General features: G+C 43.1%; 10 protein-coding genes. 9 read left to right on the forward strand and 1 reads right to left on the reverse strand.

Going from position 1 to position 17,069, the window contains the following annotated elements; all coding sequences use genetic code 11:
* Window positions 1-14: 14 nt before the first annotated feature.
* Genes B2107_RS06875 through B2107_RS06895 form a run of 5 tightly spaced genes read left to right on the forward strand, consistent with a single transcriptional unit; the run spans window position 15 to window position 9,446 of the window.
* Complete coding sequence (locus tag B2107_RS06875; protein ID WP_293954357.1) at window positions 15-3,635, forward strand: SusC/RagA family TonB-linked outer membrane protein; 3,621 nt, start codon at window positions 15-17, stop codon at window positions 3,633-3,635.
* Window positions 3,636-3,646: 11 nt separating this feature from the next.
* Window positions 3,647-5,080, forward strand: a complete 1,434-nt coding sequence (locus B2107_RS06880) for a RagB/SusD family nutrient uptake outer membrane protein (RefSeq protein ID WP_293954360.1) — start codon at window positions 3,647-3,649, stop codon at window positions 5,078-5,080.
* 47 nt (window positions 5,081-5,127) lie between these two features.
* Window positions 5,128-7,083: a peroxiredoxin family protein gene (locus B2107_RS06885; RefSeq protein WP_293954363.1), complete on the forward strand. Its 1,956-nt coding sequence runs from the start codon at window positions 5,128-5,130 to the stop codon at window positions 7,081-7,083.
* A gap of 4 nt (window positions 7,084-7,087) precedes the next feature.
* Window positions 7,088-8,164 carry an alpha/beta hydrolase gene (locus tag B2107_RS06890; protein ID WP_293954366.1) on the forward strand — a complete coding sequence of 359 codons (1,077 nt, stop codon included), beginning with the start codon at window positions 7,088-7,090 and terminating at the stop codon, window positions 8,162-8,164.
* Window position 8,165: 1 nt separating this feature from the next.
* Window positions 8,166-9,446, forward strand: a complete 1,281-nt coding sequence (locus B2107_RS06895) for an aspartyl protease family protein (protein WP_293954368.1) — start codon at window positions 8,166-8,168, stop codon at window positions 9,444-9,446.
* A 206-nt stretch (window positions 9,447-9,652) separates the two neighbouring features.
* Here the strand turns inward: B2107_RS06895 and B2107_RS06900 are convergent, their stop codons facing one another.
* Entirely contained in the window at window positions 9,653-10,120 is a 468-nt protein-coding gene (locus B2107_RS06900; RefSeq protein ID WP_293954370.1) for a PA2169 family four-helix-bundle protein, read from the reverse strand.
* A 207-nt stretch (window positions 10,121-10,327) separates the two neighbouring features.
* Here B2107_RS06900 and B2107_RS06905 point away from each other — a divergent pair, with 207 nt between their 5' ends.
* From B2107_RS06905 to B2107_RS06920, 4 genes are all read left to right on the forward strand, one after another.
* Window positions 10,328-12,043 (forward strand): FAD/NAD(P)-binding protein, encoded by a 1,716-nt coding sequence (locus tag B2107_RS06905; RefSeq protein ID WP_293954373.1) that lies wholly within the window; start codon window positions 10,328-10,330, stop codon window positions 12,041-12,043.
* Window positions 12,044-12,181: 138 nt separating this feature from the next.
* Window positions 12,182-15,802: a response regulator gene (locus B2107_RS06910; RefSeq protein WP_293954376.1), complete on the forward strand. Its 3,621-nt coding sequence runs from the start codon at window positions 12,182-12,184 to the stop codon at window positions 15,800-15,802.
* Window positions 15,803-15,839: 37 nt separating this feature from the next.
* Window positions 15,840-16,214, forward strand: coding sequence for a response regulator (locus B2107_RS06915; protein WP_293954379.1), 375 nt, complete (start codon window positions 15,840-15,842; stop codon window positions 16,212-16,214).
* Entirely contained in the window at window positions 16,211-17,038 is an 828-nt protein-coding gene (locus B2107_RS06920) for a CheR family methyltransferase (RefSeq protein ID WP_293954381.1), read from the forward strand. Before B2107_RS06915 ends, B2107_RS06920 begins: the two co-directional genes overlap by 4 nt.
* Window positions 17,039-17,069 lie beyond the last annotated feature (31 nt).

The following is a 17,069-nucleotide window of genomic DNA, read 5'->3' on the forward strand; positions in this document are numbered from 1 at the left end:
CTAACCTAACAAATATGAAAATTACAGAAAGCAGGTGGCAACCACTACGTTGCTTGTTGATGGTTCCGGTCACTTCGCTGCTATTTACCGTTGGACAACAAGCCTATGCACAGCAAAAGTTGCCACTTAACCAAGCCGTAAAACAGATTGAACAGCGTTTCAACGCGAATTTGAGTTATGAGCACAACCTTTTGAACGGGAAATTTGTCGACCCCGAATTGCTCAAGGGAAATAAGCTGGAAGAAGTGCTTAAAAAAGTGCTTTATCCTAATCAATTGGTATTTCTTTATGTGGATGACAGATCCTATTCCATTGTACGTCGCGCTGTCGGAGACGGAGAAGCTAGTCCCGTAAAAAATGGTAGCGATCAACAGGCGATAGATCGGGTCGCCGGCACGGTTGTTTCGGCGAGCGGTAAACCGATACCACTAGCAAGTATATGGGTAAAAGACACGCGCAAAGGTGCGAAAAGCGACGAGAATGGGCGATTCCTGATTTATGATATCAAACCCACGGATATTATTATGGTCTCGGCCGTCGGTTATGAAAGTACGGCCTTAACGGCTGGAAATCGTAGCCAGATCATGTTTACGATGGAGGAAAAAAATAACGTGCTTGAAGAGGCAGTGATTTCAACGGGGTATCAAAAGATATCCAAAGAAAGAGCAACAGGTTCAGTTTCGCTCATTACGTCCAAAGAACTGGAAAAAATTCCCTCCGCCAATCTGATTCAGCGCTTGGAAGGACAGGTTCCCGGATTTCAGGTTTCCATTGGAACCGGCGACCGTAGCTTTACCTACAACAATAACCAATTGAGTATTAACTCCAGCACGCGTACCATCGGTCGGAATGACTATGATTTTAACGTAAGAGGAATAGGATCAATAGACACCGAGACCGAGAAATTACCATTGATTGTTATCGACGGAGCGATCTCCACCCTGGATCTTGCGACCCTAAACCCAAACGATGTTGAAAATATTACGGTATTGAAAGATGCAGCTGCAGCTTCGATCTATGGGGTTAGGGCAGCTAATGGTGTTATTGTAGTCACAACCAAAAAAGGTTCGGTTACAGGTGTGCCTCGCATTAGTTTTTCTGCGAATACTGCATTTTCGGGAAAACCTGATTTAGGTTACTTGCGTACAATGAATAGCGCGCAGATGATCGATTATCAAGAAGAGTTGGTCGCCAAAAACATTTTGAACGGCAATAATATTGCGACTAGTCTTTATTCTTATGCGACTTACTATCCGGGTGAAGTTGCAGCAGCAGCGATCCGTCTTAAAAATGGACAGATTACCCAAGCTAATTATGATGCGCTAGTCGGTCCACTAAAAGCTATAGACAATAAGGCGCAGATTCAACGCTATCTGTTGCGCCCGATGAGTAGCCAGCAATATAACCTATCCATAAGCAATGGGACTGAAAATAATAACTATTTCTATTCGGGCTCATACGCGAATGAGAATCCATATACTAGGGGTGAAAATGGAAAACGTCTGACGTTAAACCTCAATAATAACTGGAAGCTTTTTAAAATTGCAACGCTATCCACGAGTGTGCGGGGTACATTCTTAAATCAAAAACAGAATGGGATAGGAATTTCGCAGTTTTACGATACCGGAGCGGCTACACTATTGCCTTATCAATTGCTGGCAGATGCCGATGGAAACGGCATAGCATACGACCGGCTGACACCTGAATTTGTTAGTGGACTGGGAGCAGCTTACAAAGATTGGCGCTACGACTATCTGCAGGAATTAAGGGAAGTGGACCGGGTACTCAAGAACAATAGTTTTTCGGCAGTGATTAATTTGTCGGTACCAATTTATAAGGGGATAAAAGGTACGGTCATGTATGCCAATGAGCGATCATTTGGAAGTAATCGCATGTTCAGTGGAGAAGAATCTTATGCGAACCGTTCCTTATTGAATATATTTACGCCGGTCGGCCAAGCGAAAAATACCCTGGGTATCAATAAAGGTGGCATTTATAACATTGGCAATACCGAAGTCAATAATTATACGGTACGTGGACAGCTGAACTACGATGCTTTGCTTGCCCAAAAACATGATATTTCTGCTATCGCAGGTGCTGAGATCCGGCAGACGGAGACTGAGCAGGGAAGCAGTACCTTATATGGGTATAATATGCAGACTGGATTCAATACTGCTGTAAGTTATCTGCAGTCGGCCTATCTCAGTATCCAGGGATTTAATGAGAGCCTTTCAGGATCACCAATACAGGCCGACCGAAGGAGACGTTTTTTGTCGTATTTTTCGAATGCAGCCTATACTTATGACACGAAGTATACCCTGTCGGGAAGTGTTCGTTATGATGATTATAACAATTTTGGACTTGACCGAAGTTTTCGGGCGACCCCGTTATGGTCGAGTGGTCTAAAGTGGAATGTGCGAAAAGAATCGTTTATGAACAGCCTGGCTTGGCTAAGTCAGCTGGGATTGAGGGCAACTTATGGCGTCAACGGTAATATCACACAGGATGTACGTCCGTTTACTAACATATCGCTTGATGATGGCACGCGCAATCCTACGGGACAGCCTACAGCGAGCATCATTGCCATTGCTAATCCACAACTTCGTTGGGAGAAAACGTATGTCACAAACCTTGGTCTTGATTTTGGTTTGTTCACTAATCGTTTGACCGGTACCTTTGATTATTATGTAAAAAAGGGTCGCGATCTATTGTACAGTTTTCCGATTGCTGCGCCTTACGTAGGAACAATAAATAATGGAAACTTAAAAAGAAATACGGCAACCATGAGCGGAAAAGGGGTTGATCTAGGCTTAAATGCAAGATTGATTACCACCGCCGCCTGGAATTGGGATATGGGCGCTAATTTTTCCTACAATACCAATGAGATTACTGACAACCGTTTTAAAGCAACTGATATTGCTAATTTTACCTATTCCTATACGCCAGTGGGGATTGGTTATCTGGAAGGATATGCTAGTGACAAATTGTTCGCATTTCGACATGCTGGACTGGATGCCAGTGGATTGACACAGATTTACAACAAAGAAGGTGAGGTTGTTTCCGTGAAGCAAACCTTGAAAGGAGTGGATGATCTTAAATATATGGGGCGAACAACCGCGCCTTATTTTGGGAGTTTAAAAACAAACTTACGTTATGGTCAATGGTCATTTTTTGCCCTGATGACCTACCAATTTGGGAATGTATTTGTGAAACCAAGTATTGAATCTTACATGACCCCCAGTAGGGGATTAACTTCACCAAAATTTGATCTCAGCGCTGATATTGCTAATCGATGGCGTCAGGCCGGCGATGAGGCTACCACCAATATCCCTGCTGTTACAGCGGATATTTATGGGCAATATAGTTTGTACCGCTACACCTATTCGGATATCAATGTACTGAAAGGCGACTACATCCGACTGCGGGAAGTTTCCCTGAGTTATGCGCTGCCAAAAGATTTCTTAAAGAGAATGAAAATTGAGCAAGTCAACCTAACGGGTTCGGTCCGTAATCTTGGATTGATCTGGACAGCCAATAAAGAAGGTATTGATCCTGATTTTGCCAATTATGTTGGTAATACAACCAACCTGCGTCCAGTTCCTTCGTACAATTTTTCAATCAATGTTAACTTCTAATCGCCAAAATCATGAAAATAGCTATAAAAAACAGCGGTCTTAAACTGGTAATAGCGTTAGCCGCAACAGGTATGGGCTTTACGATGACAGGTTGTGAAAAATATGTAGACATCAAAACACAGGGGCAATTGACACCTGGTACGATAGAAAACTACCGCTACGTCTTAAACAATACGGCAACCTTTGAAGCTTCGCCCGCGCTGTCTGATATGGCAGCTGATGACCTTGAGCTCATCGATGGTTCAGCCCAACAAAAATCATTGTCAAGTAGTGATTTTTATGGCTATTATAGTCGTTCATATCAATGGGCAGATGATATTTACCCCATCGGAAACCAAAATTATAAAGATGACAACTGGTCTCGATTGTACAATGCGATTGCCTATGCGAATACCGTCATTGCCGAGGTACCTCTAGTTTCAGACGGTAGCGCGTCTGAAATTGCCCAATTGATAGCAGAAGCGAAAATACACCGTGCTTCAGCGTACTTAATGTTGGCCAATACGTATGCGGTACCTTACGTTCAATCAACTGCAAATAACGCGTTGGGCGTTCCATTAATTTTGCAGCCAAATACAGAGCAGTCACTTGAGCGAGGTACATTACAGCAAGTCTATGATGCGGTTTTAGCGGATATTGAAGCAGCGCTTCCTGCATTGCCATCACAGCAGCAATTTACAACCTTACCCTCCAAAGCTTCAGCCTATGGTTTGCTGGCACGAACATACCTGTATATGAACCGCTATGCGGATGCGGCAAAAGCGGCCGATCAGGCGCTGGCTCTGAATGACAAGCTAGTAGATTTGACAAAAATTACGGAGGCAACTATGGCCAACTATCCATTACGAATCTATAATCCTGAGATTTTGTTGTCCAAAGTACCTATAAATGGTATTACCGCCTATTCGCCGACAGCATTTCGGTTAAGCAAAGAATTATTGTCTTTATTTGACGGAAGCGACCAGCGCTATAATTTATTTACGGTTCCTGGATCGAAAATATCAGCATGGGAAGTCTATGATGGTCGGTATTATTATTTGGATTTTATAAAAAGTGAAGGCCGAAATGTAGGTCCGTCAGTTCCTGAAATGCTGTTGATTAAGGCGGAGGCTGCTGCGCGGGACAATCAACCTGCCAATGCAATGACATTCGTCAATCGGTTACGGGCCAGTAGAATTCTGCCGGGGTCAACAGTCAATCTGAGCGCAACAGATGGGGATGATGCTTTGGTGAAAGTGATGCAGGAACGCCGTCGGGAGTTTATGTTCCGCATGTTGCGCTGGTGGGATATGCGCCGTCTGAAAGACGATACACGTTTTCAGAAAACGTATACGCGTACATTCGGTGGAAATACTTTTACATTGGCTCCGAATAGCAACCGCTATGTGTTTCGGATCGCGCAATATGAAATTAATTTGAGTCCAGAAATAGTGCAAAATCCATAAAGAACAGGTCTACTGTTCATTTATTTTAAAAAGGAAAAATAAGAGATATGAAAAATTGTATGATAAAAACTACAGCTGTATTGGCATGGACACTTTTGTGTTGCACTGCTGCCTCTGCGCAACAACAGAAACAGCCGCAGGTTTTTAAGGTGATACCGGAATTTCCAAAACAACAGGATACTGTACAGCTTGTATATGATGCTCGTAATACGCTGCTGAAGGATGCCAAAGATATTTCGGCACAGCTAACGGGTTATACTGATTTTAAATGGACGACTACAGATCTCAAGTTTACTAAAAATGATTCGGTATGGACTGCAAAATATGTACTGCCGGCACATTTGGCCTTAATGAATCTTGTTTTTAAATCGGATACCCTGGTAGACAAAGGTGGGGAGCAAACTTATTCCTATATCCTCTCCGCAAACGATAAACGCCAGATGTCGGGAGGAATGGTCGGTTGGGGCATGTTGCGGACGCCGCACATCGTTGCGGGTGTTCCTTATGTCGTAGATACCGTGGCCTACAAATCGAATGAGATACTTTTGATGTGGGTGAAATATGAATTACAGTATCATCCGGAAAACCGATTTCGTGTGCTTTACGCTGCCGCAAGTGCCTTGAAACACATGAATACCCCAGAGTCCTTAGCCAAGCTTGATCGGGAGCTGAACAGCCTGGAACAGATGCCCAATATCAAAGAAGAGGATCTACTGGAAATTTATCGTGTCTATAAGGATATTTTAAAAGATGCTGCTAAAGCTGAGGCATTACAGCAAAAAATTGTCGCCCAGTTTCCAAAGGGTCAATATGTAAAGGATCAACAGCGTCTGGCTGATTTTAAGCTCATTCAACAAGCGAAGACGGACGATGAACGCCTGAAAGCTGCGATGGACTTTATTGATAAACATCCCTATGAGGAAGCTGAAGATGCTTTTAACGAAGCGAATCGAATCAGCTATATCAGTGCTTACTGGATTATTTCGGTGTACACCAGCATGAAAAAAGATCTGTCCAACTATAGTAAGTATATGTCCAAGATCGCACCCTACGAGGCCCTTTCCAATGTGATCTACCGTTCCTTGGAGGTGCCGTATCTTTCGCAAAAAAGCATAGGACCTGCCGAAATATTGCCTTATGCCCGAGTTATTATGGAACGTCTGAATTACTACAAGGATAACTTTCAGGGGGATAAATATGCAACGTTATATTATTCAAATGCACCTTTATTTGCCAAGATATTGGTGGACAATAAACTTTACGACGAAGCCTTTGCCTATGCCGCCGCCGCGCAGAGTACCGCGAGCTACAAAAATGCAAACTTAAATGATACTTATGTACGTGTGCTTGAGGGGCAGGGGAAAACCAAAGAACTGCAAATGGCACTGGAGCAAAGTTATGCCATGAATCAGAGTTCGACCTATATGCTGGAGCTGATGAAAAAAATCTATAATGCAAAAAACAAATCAGATAAAGGCTACGAACAGTATTTGGCTAGTCTCAAAAATGCCGACAAGGGAAAGGAGCTAAAAGAAAAGGTACAGAACCTTTTAATCAACAAGAATATGCCGGATTTTGAGTTGTTGGATCAACATGGAAAGAAAGTACGCCTTTCTGCACAGAAAGGAAAAATTGTTGTATTGGATTTCTGGGCTTCGTGGTGTGCCCCCTGTAAAGGTGCATTTCCGGGGATGAAATTGGCGGTAGATCATTTTAAAAATGATCCGAACGTTGTCTTTTATTTCATCAATACACAGGAACGTAAGCCAGACATGAAAGAATACGTGACCAATTATATGAAAGAAAATGGCTATCCTTTCACCGTATTACTGGATACGGATAGTAAGGCTTCAAAGGCCGCTGGTGTAGGACCTATTCCGCATAAGATGGTGGTGGGGCCAAATGGCAAACTTCGTTTTTCGGAGGTTGGTTATATGGGCAGCACCTCTGAGCTCGCCGATGAAATCATTGAAATGGTCAACATGTTAAAAGCTGGGAAATAAGGATATGAAAACAATCAAATCACTCTTTCTAGCTGTAGCTTCATTGATTTTTTACGGCATTACTTCAGCACAGTCCATCAATCAAAGGGAGGTTATCTTTAAGTCAAAAGCAGATAGTATTACCATTGGCGCCACCATTTCCTCGCCTATCAAGGCGGGGAAATATCCGGCCGTTATTATCGTTTCAGGTACTGGACCACAGGACCGGGATGGTACAATGGCCGGGACAAAGATGTTTGCCCGTATTGCCAATTTTTTAACACCCAAGGGATATGTGGTGTTACGTATGGATGATCGCGGTGTTGGTAAAACGACAGGCGAATACCGATATGCTACAACAGCAGATTTTGCACTTGACGTTTTAGGTGCGCTGCAATTTTTGAAAACTGAAAAAAATGTTGACTTAAGGCATATCGGTCTGCTGGGGCATAGCGAAGGGGGGGCTGTGATTTCGATAGCGGCTTCACAAAGCAAAGATGTCGCTTTTTTAATCAGCTTATCGGGCTTGGCTTCTAGCGGTTTGGAATCGCTTTTTGTGCAGAATGAGAACCTTGTGAATACCTCACCTTTGAAAGAGGTCGACAAGCAACGTTCCAATGAAATCAATCGGTTAATGTTTGCGACCGCCTTCCAATATGCCAATTCGGACAGCCTGGAGAGTAAGCTTCACGCGACATATAATTACTGGAAACAAAAAGATGATCTTTACTTTAAATCTTTAGGTATTGAGTACGATCATTTCCGCTTTCCGATTTGGTCCTATGTGCAGCAGGCTATCGGACCTTGGTATCGCTATTTTGTCACCTACGACCCACGGATCTTTTTAAGTCGCGTGGATGTTCCCATTCTGGCGATCAATGGTAGTAAAGATGTTTTTGTAGATTCCATCAATTTAACTTACTGGAAGCAGTACAGTCGTGCCGGCCAGCACGGAAAGGTAACGACCATCCTGCTGCCAAATGTAAATCATTTATTGCAGCCTTGTCAAACCTGCCTACCTGCGGAATACGCAAAACTTGGTGAAATACCCGAGAGTACGTTAGGCTCAATTGTGAAATGGTTGAAAGAAACCGTAAAGTAAGATGAGAAAGACCATATTTATACTAGTTGTTTTATCGCTGATAGGAAATCTAGCAGTCGCTCAACAGATTGATAATGTCAAATCGATTGATCGGATTATGGCGGCCATGAATAAAAAAGATGCTGTTACTTTGTTGGGTATGATGGCCGACAGTGCAACGATTGGTAATCTGCCCAAGTTGAACAACCCTGTTGCTGTACCAGAAATTCTGGCTAAATTCCCAAGTATGAAAGCTTTTCAGATTGTGGATCAGCAGATGCTTGCGGATGGCGATGAACGGATTCAGCTTGAAGTAACTTATTCGGATGGTAAACCCGGTAGACCAACTTTTCTATTTAATCGTGCCGGAAAAATTATAAATCTTGGCATTATCAGAGGAAACATAAAGGGCGATCCTGATAAAGCGTTGGCGGATGCATTGGGGAATGCAGAGCAACCTGAGACACTGGTCATCCCATTTAAAATGGTGAATGGATTGGTCTACCTTGAATCGATGCTCAACGGTATAAAAGGTTATTTTCAATTTGATAGCGGTGCTCCAGTAGTCATATTACGCAAGGAATTTGTGGTCCCAGAACAAATTCGCAAAGATGTTTCGGTAGATTTCGCAGGTATTGGCGGACAAATGCAACAGGTGGTCTGGTCAACTGGTAACAACCTTCAGGTAGCTGGCATTGTACTCCATAAACTTGATGCTCCAGTCTCTCAGATGGATGATATGCACATGGAAATTGGAGATGGAAGTCCAATTTTAGGTTTACTCGGCATTGGCGTATTGAAAAACTATCAGTTTACCATAGACTACAGAAGGCAAGAGTTGTTACTAGAAAAAATGGATGATCGAGGTGAGGTGCCTGGGGAGCCAATCGATAAGGGGCTTTTGCTGGCGCAATATCCTTTACGCCTGAAAAGGCATATTCCTATTGTGGATATTACTTTCGGTGGAAAGGTGTATCCGATGGGAATAGATTGTGGTGCTAATGCCAATGTGCTGAAAAAGGCATTGGAAACGGAGCTAAAATCTTATATTGATTATGAGGAAGGTGAGGTGGATATCAAAGGGGTGAATGGAACAAGTCAAGGCAATCGTATCGCGTTTCTTACTCATGCTAAAGTAGGTCAGCTGGTATTAAAAGATATGTACACAGTTATTACAGATCAAGCTATTGGTGGCGGACAAGATTCCGACGCATTGCCTATTGAGGGTTTGTTGGGTACACCATTTTTAAATCAGTACAAGATGACATTAAATTTCAAAAAGAATACAATTAGTTTTTATTGATGTGATAGATCAAAGGAGCAATGGTTGTTTACAATGTAATAATTGTATTTGTTACAACGCATGCTGCATTTGTGGAGAATCTTCATTGTCGATGTCCTGTCCTCAATAGAAAAATACCGAAGCTTAAATCGCTTCGGTATTTTTTGTGAGAAGGTCATCTATTGAAAAGATCATCTATTTTGTTAGAATCCTGTTATTGTTAACCCTTAAATTGTTTTGCTGTCGCGTAACATTTTAATGATATTGTGTGCTTCAAGCTGTTTACTAAGTTGGGTATTGATTAAACTATGCACATTTTGCGAAAGTTCATCGGATCCATCTGCCAGCGCTGTTTGGTAGGTGGATTTAAAAGCGTCTTCTCCCTGTTCGCAGGTCTCCAATAAACTTCTTTCGTCGTCGCCTGTGATATTAACTTTGATTCCCATCCAGGCACGGAATAGTTTGCCGCTTAACATGGTGCTATCGGTAGCCTCTTTACCCTCAAGCTCAACATAAGGAGTTAATTCGGCGATAAATTCTTCTGACTGTCCGATAAATTTTTGAAACGTAGGGATCAGTTTATCTAAGCCGTGACTGGTTGCCAGATCAATTGCTTTTTTATACCCTTCAATACGGTCATTGTTGATCTTAATAATGTCGTTGATGATTTCTGGGTTGTTGATGTTGTTTTCCATAATATTATTATTTGTTATCATTTTTGTTTATTCGGAAAACAGCATCGACACAGCGTTCGTTTGCAGAATCGCAGATTCAGGTATTTAAATCGCAATCCGTATTTATCGCAGTTTTTATTGCGGCGTAATAAATGCAACTTAAAACTTTATGTAATTTATTGTTGTTCTTATTTCCGAAACTGCCATTCAGGCAGCGCAATGAAAACTATGCAACAACACATCCATATAGCCATCATCGGGGGCGGACCCAGTGGCCTGTTTATATACAAAAGATTGATTGAAAAGAATATGGGGGAGCTCAAAATATCTATTTTTGAGTCGCGAAAACAGTTAGGTGCAGGGATGCCTTACAGCTATGAAGGTGCTACACCTGAGCACCTGACAAATGTTTCCGATCATGAAATACCGAAACTGGTGACTACCATTGAAGAGTATGTCCAATCGCTGTCGGCAACTACGCTTCGTACCTATGGCATTGATGTGGACGATTTTAATCGGTATAAAGTAGTGCCGCGATTACTGCTCGGTCGCTATTTATCGGAACAGTTTACACTATTAAAGCGTATGGCAGATGCAAAAGGTATTGAAACCCAAGTGTACCTAGCCAGCCAGGTAAGCGATATCGTTGACCTAGAAAGCCAGTCGCAGGTGAAAGTAATTGTTGGAAGCACAGATACTTATATCGTTGATAAGGCCGTTATTTGCACGGGACACAAATGGCCAACTAAACATGAGGGTAATGTCGAACACTACTTCGAATCGCCTTATCCACCCTCTAAACTCGCCCTAAAGACTAACCATGCCGTTGGGATACGTGGCGCTTCGCTTACTGCAATAGATGCTGTACGTACACTTGCCCGGCACAATGGCTCTTTTGACGTGCTAGAAACAGGCGAGATAAAATATCACATTGATCCAGGAAGCGAAAATTTTAAAATAGTGATGCATACACGTAGTGGGCTTCTGCCTGCAATCCGCTTTCATCAGGAAGATCCGTTCTTAGCCAATAATCTCTTAATTTCAGAAGAGGAACTGATGCTTAATAGGCTCGAAAATGAAGGTTTTGTATCGCTTGATTTTTTATTTGAGCGAAATTTTAAAGCCCAGTTTAAGGAGAAAGATCCTGCCTTCTACGCCATGGTGGAAAAGCTCAGTCTCGAAGATTTTGTGGAAGCCGTACTTGCCATGCGGGAGCAGAAAGACGCCTTCGAAGGTTTTCGTCAGGAACACGTCCAAGCGCTAAAGTCCATCAAAAGGCACGAATCGATTTACTGGAAGGAAGTGCTTTCTGCGCTGAGCTTTACATTGAATTATCCAGCAAAATACATGTCTGCAGAAGATATGCTTCGCTTAAAGAAGGTGTTAATGCCCCTGATTTCTATTGTGATTGCTTTCGTACCGCAGGGCTCTAGTCGCGAGTTGCTTGCATTGCACGATGCCGGTGTTCTTGAGGTGGTAAACGTCGGTACTGAAAGCCGGGTCGAACCTGCAAAAGACTGTGGAGCTAACTACTTTTATACAAATGAGCAAGGCATAGAAAATAAAACATATTATAAGACCTTTGTCGACTGTGTAGGCCAGCAGCCGTTGGATTTTGAAGATTTTCCTTTTAAGAGTTTGATCGACAATGGTAATATTAGCCCCGCTTATTTGAGGTTCCGCTCTGTGGAGCATGCCAAGGAACAGTTACTGGCGGGTAATGATCATATGTTTGTAGCACCGGATGGGGCTATATTTTTGCGGGTGCCGGGAATAAAGATAGACGACAGCTTTCAGCTAGTTGATCACAGCGGGCGATCCAACCAACGTATTTTTATGATGGCTGTACCTTATATTGGTGGCTATAATCCGGACTATTCAGGTCTTGATTTTTGCGCAGCGACTTCCGAAATCATTGCCCAAAGGATTGCCGAGGGGGGATAAATACGTGACTTTTTGTTAAAATACGGTAACATTCTCCGTGTTTGCTCAAGGGATATTCATTTTAGGCCCTGTATTGCTATATTTGGCGGCCATCTAGACCATCAGTTGGCATAGTCTTAACTCAATGGATGAAAAAGCATGCCTAAAACTATTTTAAAAAACCTGCAGATAGGTTTTGGAATATCGCTATTGTTGCTCTTAGCTAGTTCAACGGCCTCTTATATTAGTATTCGTAAGCAGATTCATAATAGTGAAATGGTGGACCATAGCCGTCGGGTGATGAGCCGTGTTAATAAAATTCTACAGGATCTGCAAAATGCCGAGACGGGTCAACGTGGCTATCTGCTGACTGGGCTGGATAAGTTTTTAAATCCTTACCAAACCGGCCTTGAGTCGCTGCCCCAATCGTTGAGCCGTGCGCACGATTTGACAGCCGACAACCCCGATCAGCAGCGGGTAATTGATACCCTGTCCACGATGGTAAAATCTAGGCTTACTAAATTAGAAAATCTGGTTACGATCAAAAGGCGCGGCGGAATGGTGACGGTTTCCCAACTCGAAGAAGGGAAATCCTATATGGATAGCTGTAGAATTTTAATTGGCCAGATCATAGATAAAGAAGAATCTTTATTGAACAAGCGTTCAAATGAACTCGGACGATCTTCTGGTTATACATCTATTTTTGTTTTGCTGGCCGCGGCAGTTTCTTTGCTGATCACTGTCTTTTTTTACTTCCGTTTGCGGGCTGATTTCTTTAAGCGAGAACAGTTACAGCATGATCTGAAACGTAAAGATGAGGAGATCCAGCGGAGGCTCAGTATTACGCAGCGCATTGCCCGTGAAATCGCAGCGGGAAATTATGATATGCAGATACAGGATGCTGAACAGGACGACTTGGGAAGCTTAGCGGGATCGCTCAATGAAATGGCTCGGTCACTAAAGGTTTCTTTTGATGAACTCAATAACAATAATTGGCATCAAGCTGGATTAACGCAGCTGAGCAATCTTTTAATGGGCAATAAACTTCAAGAAGAGATCACGGCTGTCACGTTGCGACATCTAGCGACGTATGGCAGTTGTGTCAATGGGGCCATTTATCTGATGGAGCAGGATCAGTTGGTGTTAAGGGGTGCTTATGGACTTGAAGATCCCAACCATAAGCGCTTCGCAGCAGGGGATGGCATGGTAGGGCAGGTATTTAAAGATGGTCAGGAAAAATTATTTGAAAACCTCGAAGATACGCATTATGTCATCAGCTTCGCCACTGGAAAAGTACAGGTAAACAACCTTTTTATACTTCCCATTTATGATGGAAGTGAATGTATTGGTGTAATGGAACTTGGCTCATTGCAGCCCTTTTCTTCGATACAACTGGCGTTTTTTAGAGAAGCTGTGCAAAAAGTGGGGGCTACACTCGCCGCATCGCAAGCTCGGTTGGTTGTACAGAATTTATTAGAAGAAACACAGGCGCAGACTGAAGAGCTGCAAGCACAACATACGGAGTTGGAATCACTGAATTCTAGTCTCGAAATGCATACCTATAAACTGCAGGCTTCAGAGGAGGAACTTCGTGTTCAGCAGGAAGAGTTGGTGCAGTCTAACCGTGAACTGGAAGAGCGCTCCAGATTGTTGGAAGATAAAAATCTGGAAATAGCCGAACGTAACCAGGAAATTCAGAAGAAAGCGGCAGAGCTTGCACAAAGCACACGCTATAAGTCTGAATTTTTGGCTAATATGTCGCATGAACTGCGTACTCCGCTCAATTCAATTTTGCTGCTTTCCCGTCTGATGGCCGAAAATACGGACGGTAACCTTAACGAGGAACAGATGGAATCTGCAGCAGTGATCCAGAGTTCGGGAAAGAGTCTGCTGACACTAATAGATGAGATTTTGGATCTTTCTAAAATTGAATCCGGAAAAATGGATTTGGATGTACAGCCCGTATTGTTTGCGGATGTCGTGCAAGGGCTGTCGGCGATGTTCGGACCAATTGCTGCCGACAAGAAACTTGGATTGGAAATGAGTGTAGCGGAGCAATTGCCCACTCAGATCGAAACAGATAAACAGCGGCTGGATCAGATTTTACGTAATCTACTCTCTAATGCTATTAAATTCACGGCATCGGGCAAGGTAACGCTACATATCGACCGTGAACCGTCGCCACGAAACGGGATTGTATTTGAAGTGCGCGATACCGGAATTGGAATACCAAAGGATAAGCAGCACCTAATATTTGAGGCTTTTCAACAAGCTGACGGCTCTACGCGACGGAAATTTGGTGGTACGGGACTGGGGCTTTCCATAAGCCGGGAATTGGCACGATTACTTGGCGGTGAAATCTCATTGAATAGCGAAGAAGGTGAAGGTAGTGTCTTTCAACTGATTATTCCCGAACGCATTTCGGACGAAAATACATCCCTATTCGGCCCTCCGCAAACGTTGTTGACAACAGACGACGCGGAAATTTTACCTGAAGAGCACACTTCTTTGGAAAACATTCCAGCGGTGCCAGCTTTACCTGTAGAAAATACGTTGCAAATACCTATCCCAGCCGAAGTTCCGGACGATCGCGATAGCATCGTTCCTGGCGACCGCTTTATTTTGATCGTCGAGGACGATATTGAGTTTGCAAAGATTCTACTTAAATATACGCGTCAGCAAAACTATAAGGGTATTGTGGTGGTGCGTGGCGACATTGCTGCAGAAGTAGTAGCGCAATATATGCCGCTCGCAGTTTTGCTGGATATTCAGCTCCCCCTCAAAGATGGATGGCAAGTAATGGCTGAGATCAAGGAAAATCCCAAAACACGACATATTCCGGTGCATATTATGTCCTCTCTGCAGGTTAAAAGAGAGAGTCTGCTTCAGGGGGCTATAGACTTTATCAACAAACCTATGGCGTTGGAACAAATGGGTGATATGTTTCGCAGAATAGAGGAAGCGCTCACTAGACATCCTAAAAAGGTACTTATCGTTGAAGAAAACCCTAAACATGCAGCTGCTTTGTCTCTCTTTCTCGGGAGTTTTGACATTGTCTCTGAAATCAAGAGCAACGTAGAAGATAGCATTGCGGCGCTGAGTTCTGATACTGCAGACTGCGTGATACTCGATATGGGCGTTCCTGACAGGGTCGGTTACGAGACATTGGAGGCTGTAAAACGCAACCAAGGGTTAGAAAAATTACCGATTATTGTTTTTACCGGTAAGAACCTATCGCAAGTGGAGGAAATGAAATTAAAACGTTATGCGGATACAATTGTCGTTAAAACCGCCAATTCCTATCAACGTATATTGGATGAAGTGGGGTTATTTTTACATCTTGTAGAGGAAAACAAAGGTACTTCGGCGAAAGCTCCCGCTAGGCTTGGCTTTTTGGAAGATGTGTTGAAGGGTAAAAAGGTGCTTGTAGCAGATGATGACATCCGTAATATTTTCTCGCTCACGAAAGCCCTTGAGAAATATCATATGACCGTCGTACCGGCAACAGATGGAAAGGATGCACTGAAACAGCTCGAAGAAAATGAAGATGTGGCTGTGATCCTGATGGATATGATGATGCCCGAGATGGATGGATACGAAACGATTGCGTCGATTCGAAGTAATCCCCATTATAAGAATATGCCGATCATTGCTGTTACTGCCAAATCAATGATGGGAGATCGGGAAAAATGTATCGCTGCAGGAGCGTCAGATTATATATCCAAACCGGTGGATATCGATCAACTCTTGTCCCTGCTACGGGTATGGATGTATGAATAGTTGTTGTAATAAAATAAAAGGCAATAGATAAAAGAGCATGGACAAGAACAAAACCGTATTAATCATCGATGATGATCAAAACAATATATTTGCGTTGAAATTGGCCCTAAAATCGAGAGGCTTTCAAGCCTTGGGTTGTCTGTCTGCCGAAGAGGGGCTTGCTCAGCTGCGGAATAGTACTGGCGTAGGTCTGGTGTTGATGGATATGATGATGCCCGAGATAGACGGATATGAAGCGACCCAGCTAATCCGCAAAACTTGGGATTCTCAAGAAATGCCCGTCATCGCCGTCACGGCGCAGGCGATGACGGGCGACCGTGAAAAGTGTTTGGCAGCGGGAGCCAACGGCTATATTTCAAAACCGATCGATATCGAACTTCTGGTGAGGTTAATGGGGGAAATTGTTAAATGATCAGTGGCAAAAAAATTGTTAGCCAAGAGCAGGTGATGATATTGATGGAAGATGTGGAACGTCTCTATGGCTACGATTTTACCCATTATACCATAGCGTCTTTGTCGCGGCGGATCAATCAGCTTTGCCTACTAGATAATTTTGCGAGTTTTGCCGAATTGCGGTACCGTGTGTTACATGAACCCGAGTACATGCAGCGATTTGTCGAAAAGATGACGGTCAACGTTACAGAAATGTTTCGCGATCCAAACTTTTTTTTACGTCTGCGCGATGAAATTCTGCCCAAATTAGGTACTTCACCCTTTATCCGCATTTGGATAGCGGGCTGTGCGACAGGTGAGGAAGCCTATTCGTTGGCCATTTTGTTGCAGGAAACCAAATTACTGCACAAATCATTGATTTATGCCACAGATATTAACCCTTCTGTCCTAGAACAGGCTAAGCGAGCCGTTATACCCATGGCAAATCTAAAATCTTATGTGGAAAATTACCAGCTTTCGGGTGGAAAAGCAGATTTTTCCAGTTATTATACAGCCAATTATAATTGGGTGAAGCTAACATCTAGTTTGCAGGAAAAGATTGTTTTTGCTACACACAACCTGGTAAGTGATGCATCTTTCAATGCCTTTCAGCTAATTCTATGCCGCAATGTACTAATCTATTTTGATACCCAACTTCAGGCTAAAGTCCTATCTTTATTCGATGAGAGTTTGGAAACCCTCGGATACTTAGCGTTGGGAAGTCAGGAAACGCTACGTTTCTCGGTGTTGGCAAAAGATTATCAGCAGGTGGGCAATGAGAAAATATGGCGTAAGGTGAAGTAAAATAGGTTCATTTTTCAATGAACTATTTTAA

This window comes from Sphingobacterium sp. UBA7855 (assembly GCA_002500745.1).
GTDB lineage: Bacteria > Bacteroidota > Bacteroidia > Sphingobacteriales > Sphingobacteriaceae > Sphingobacterium.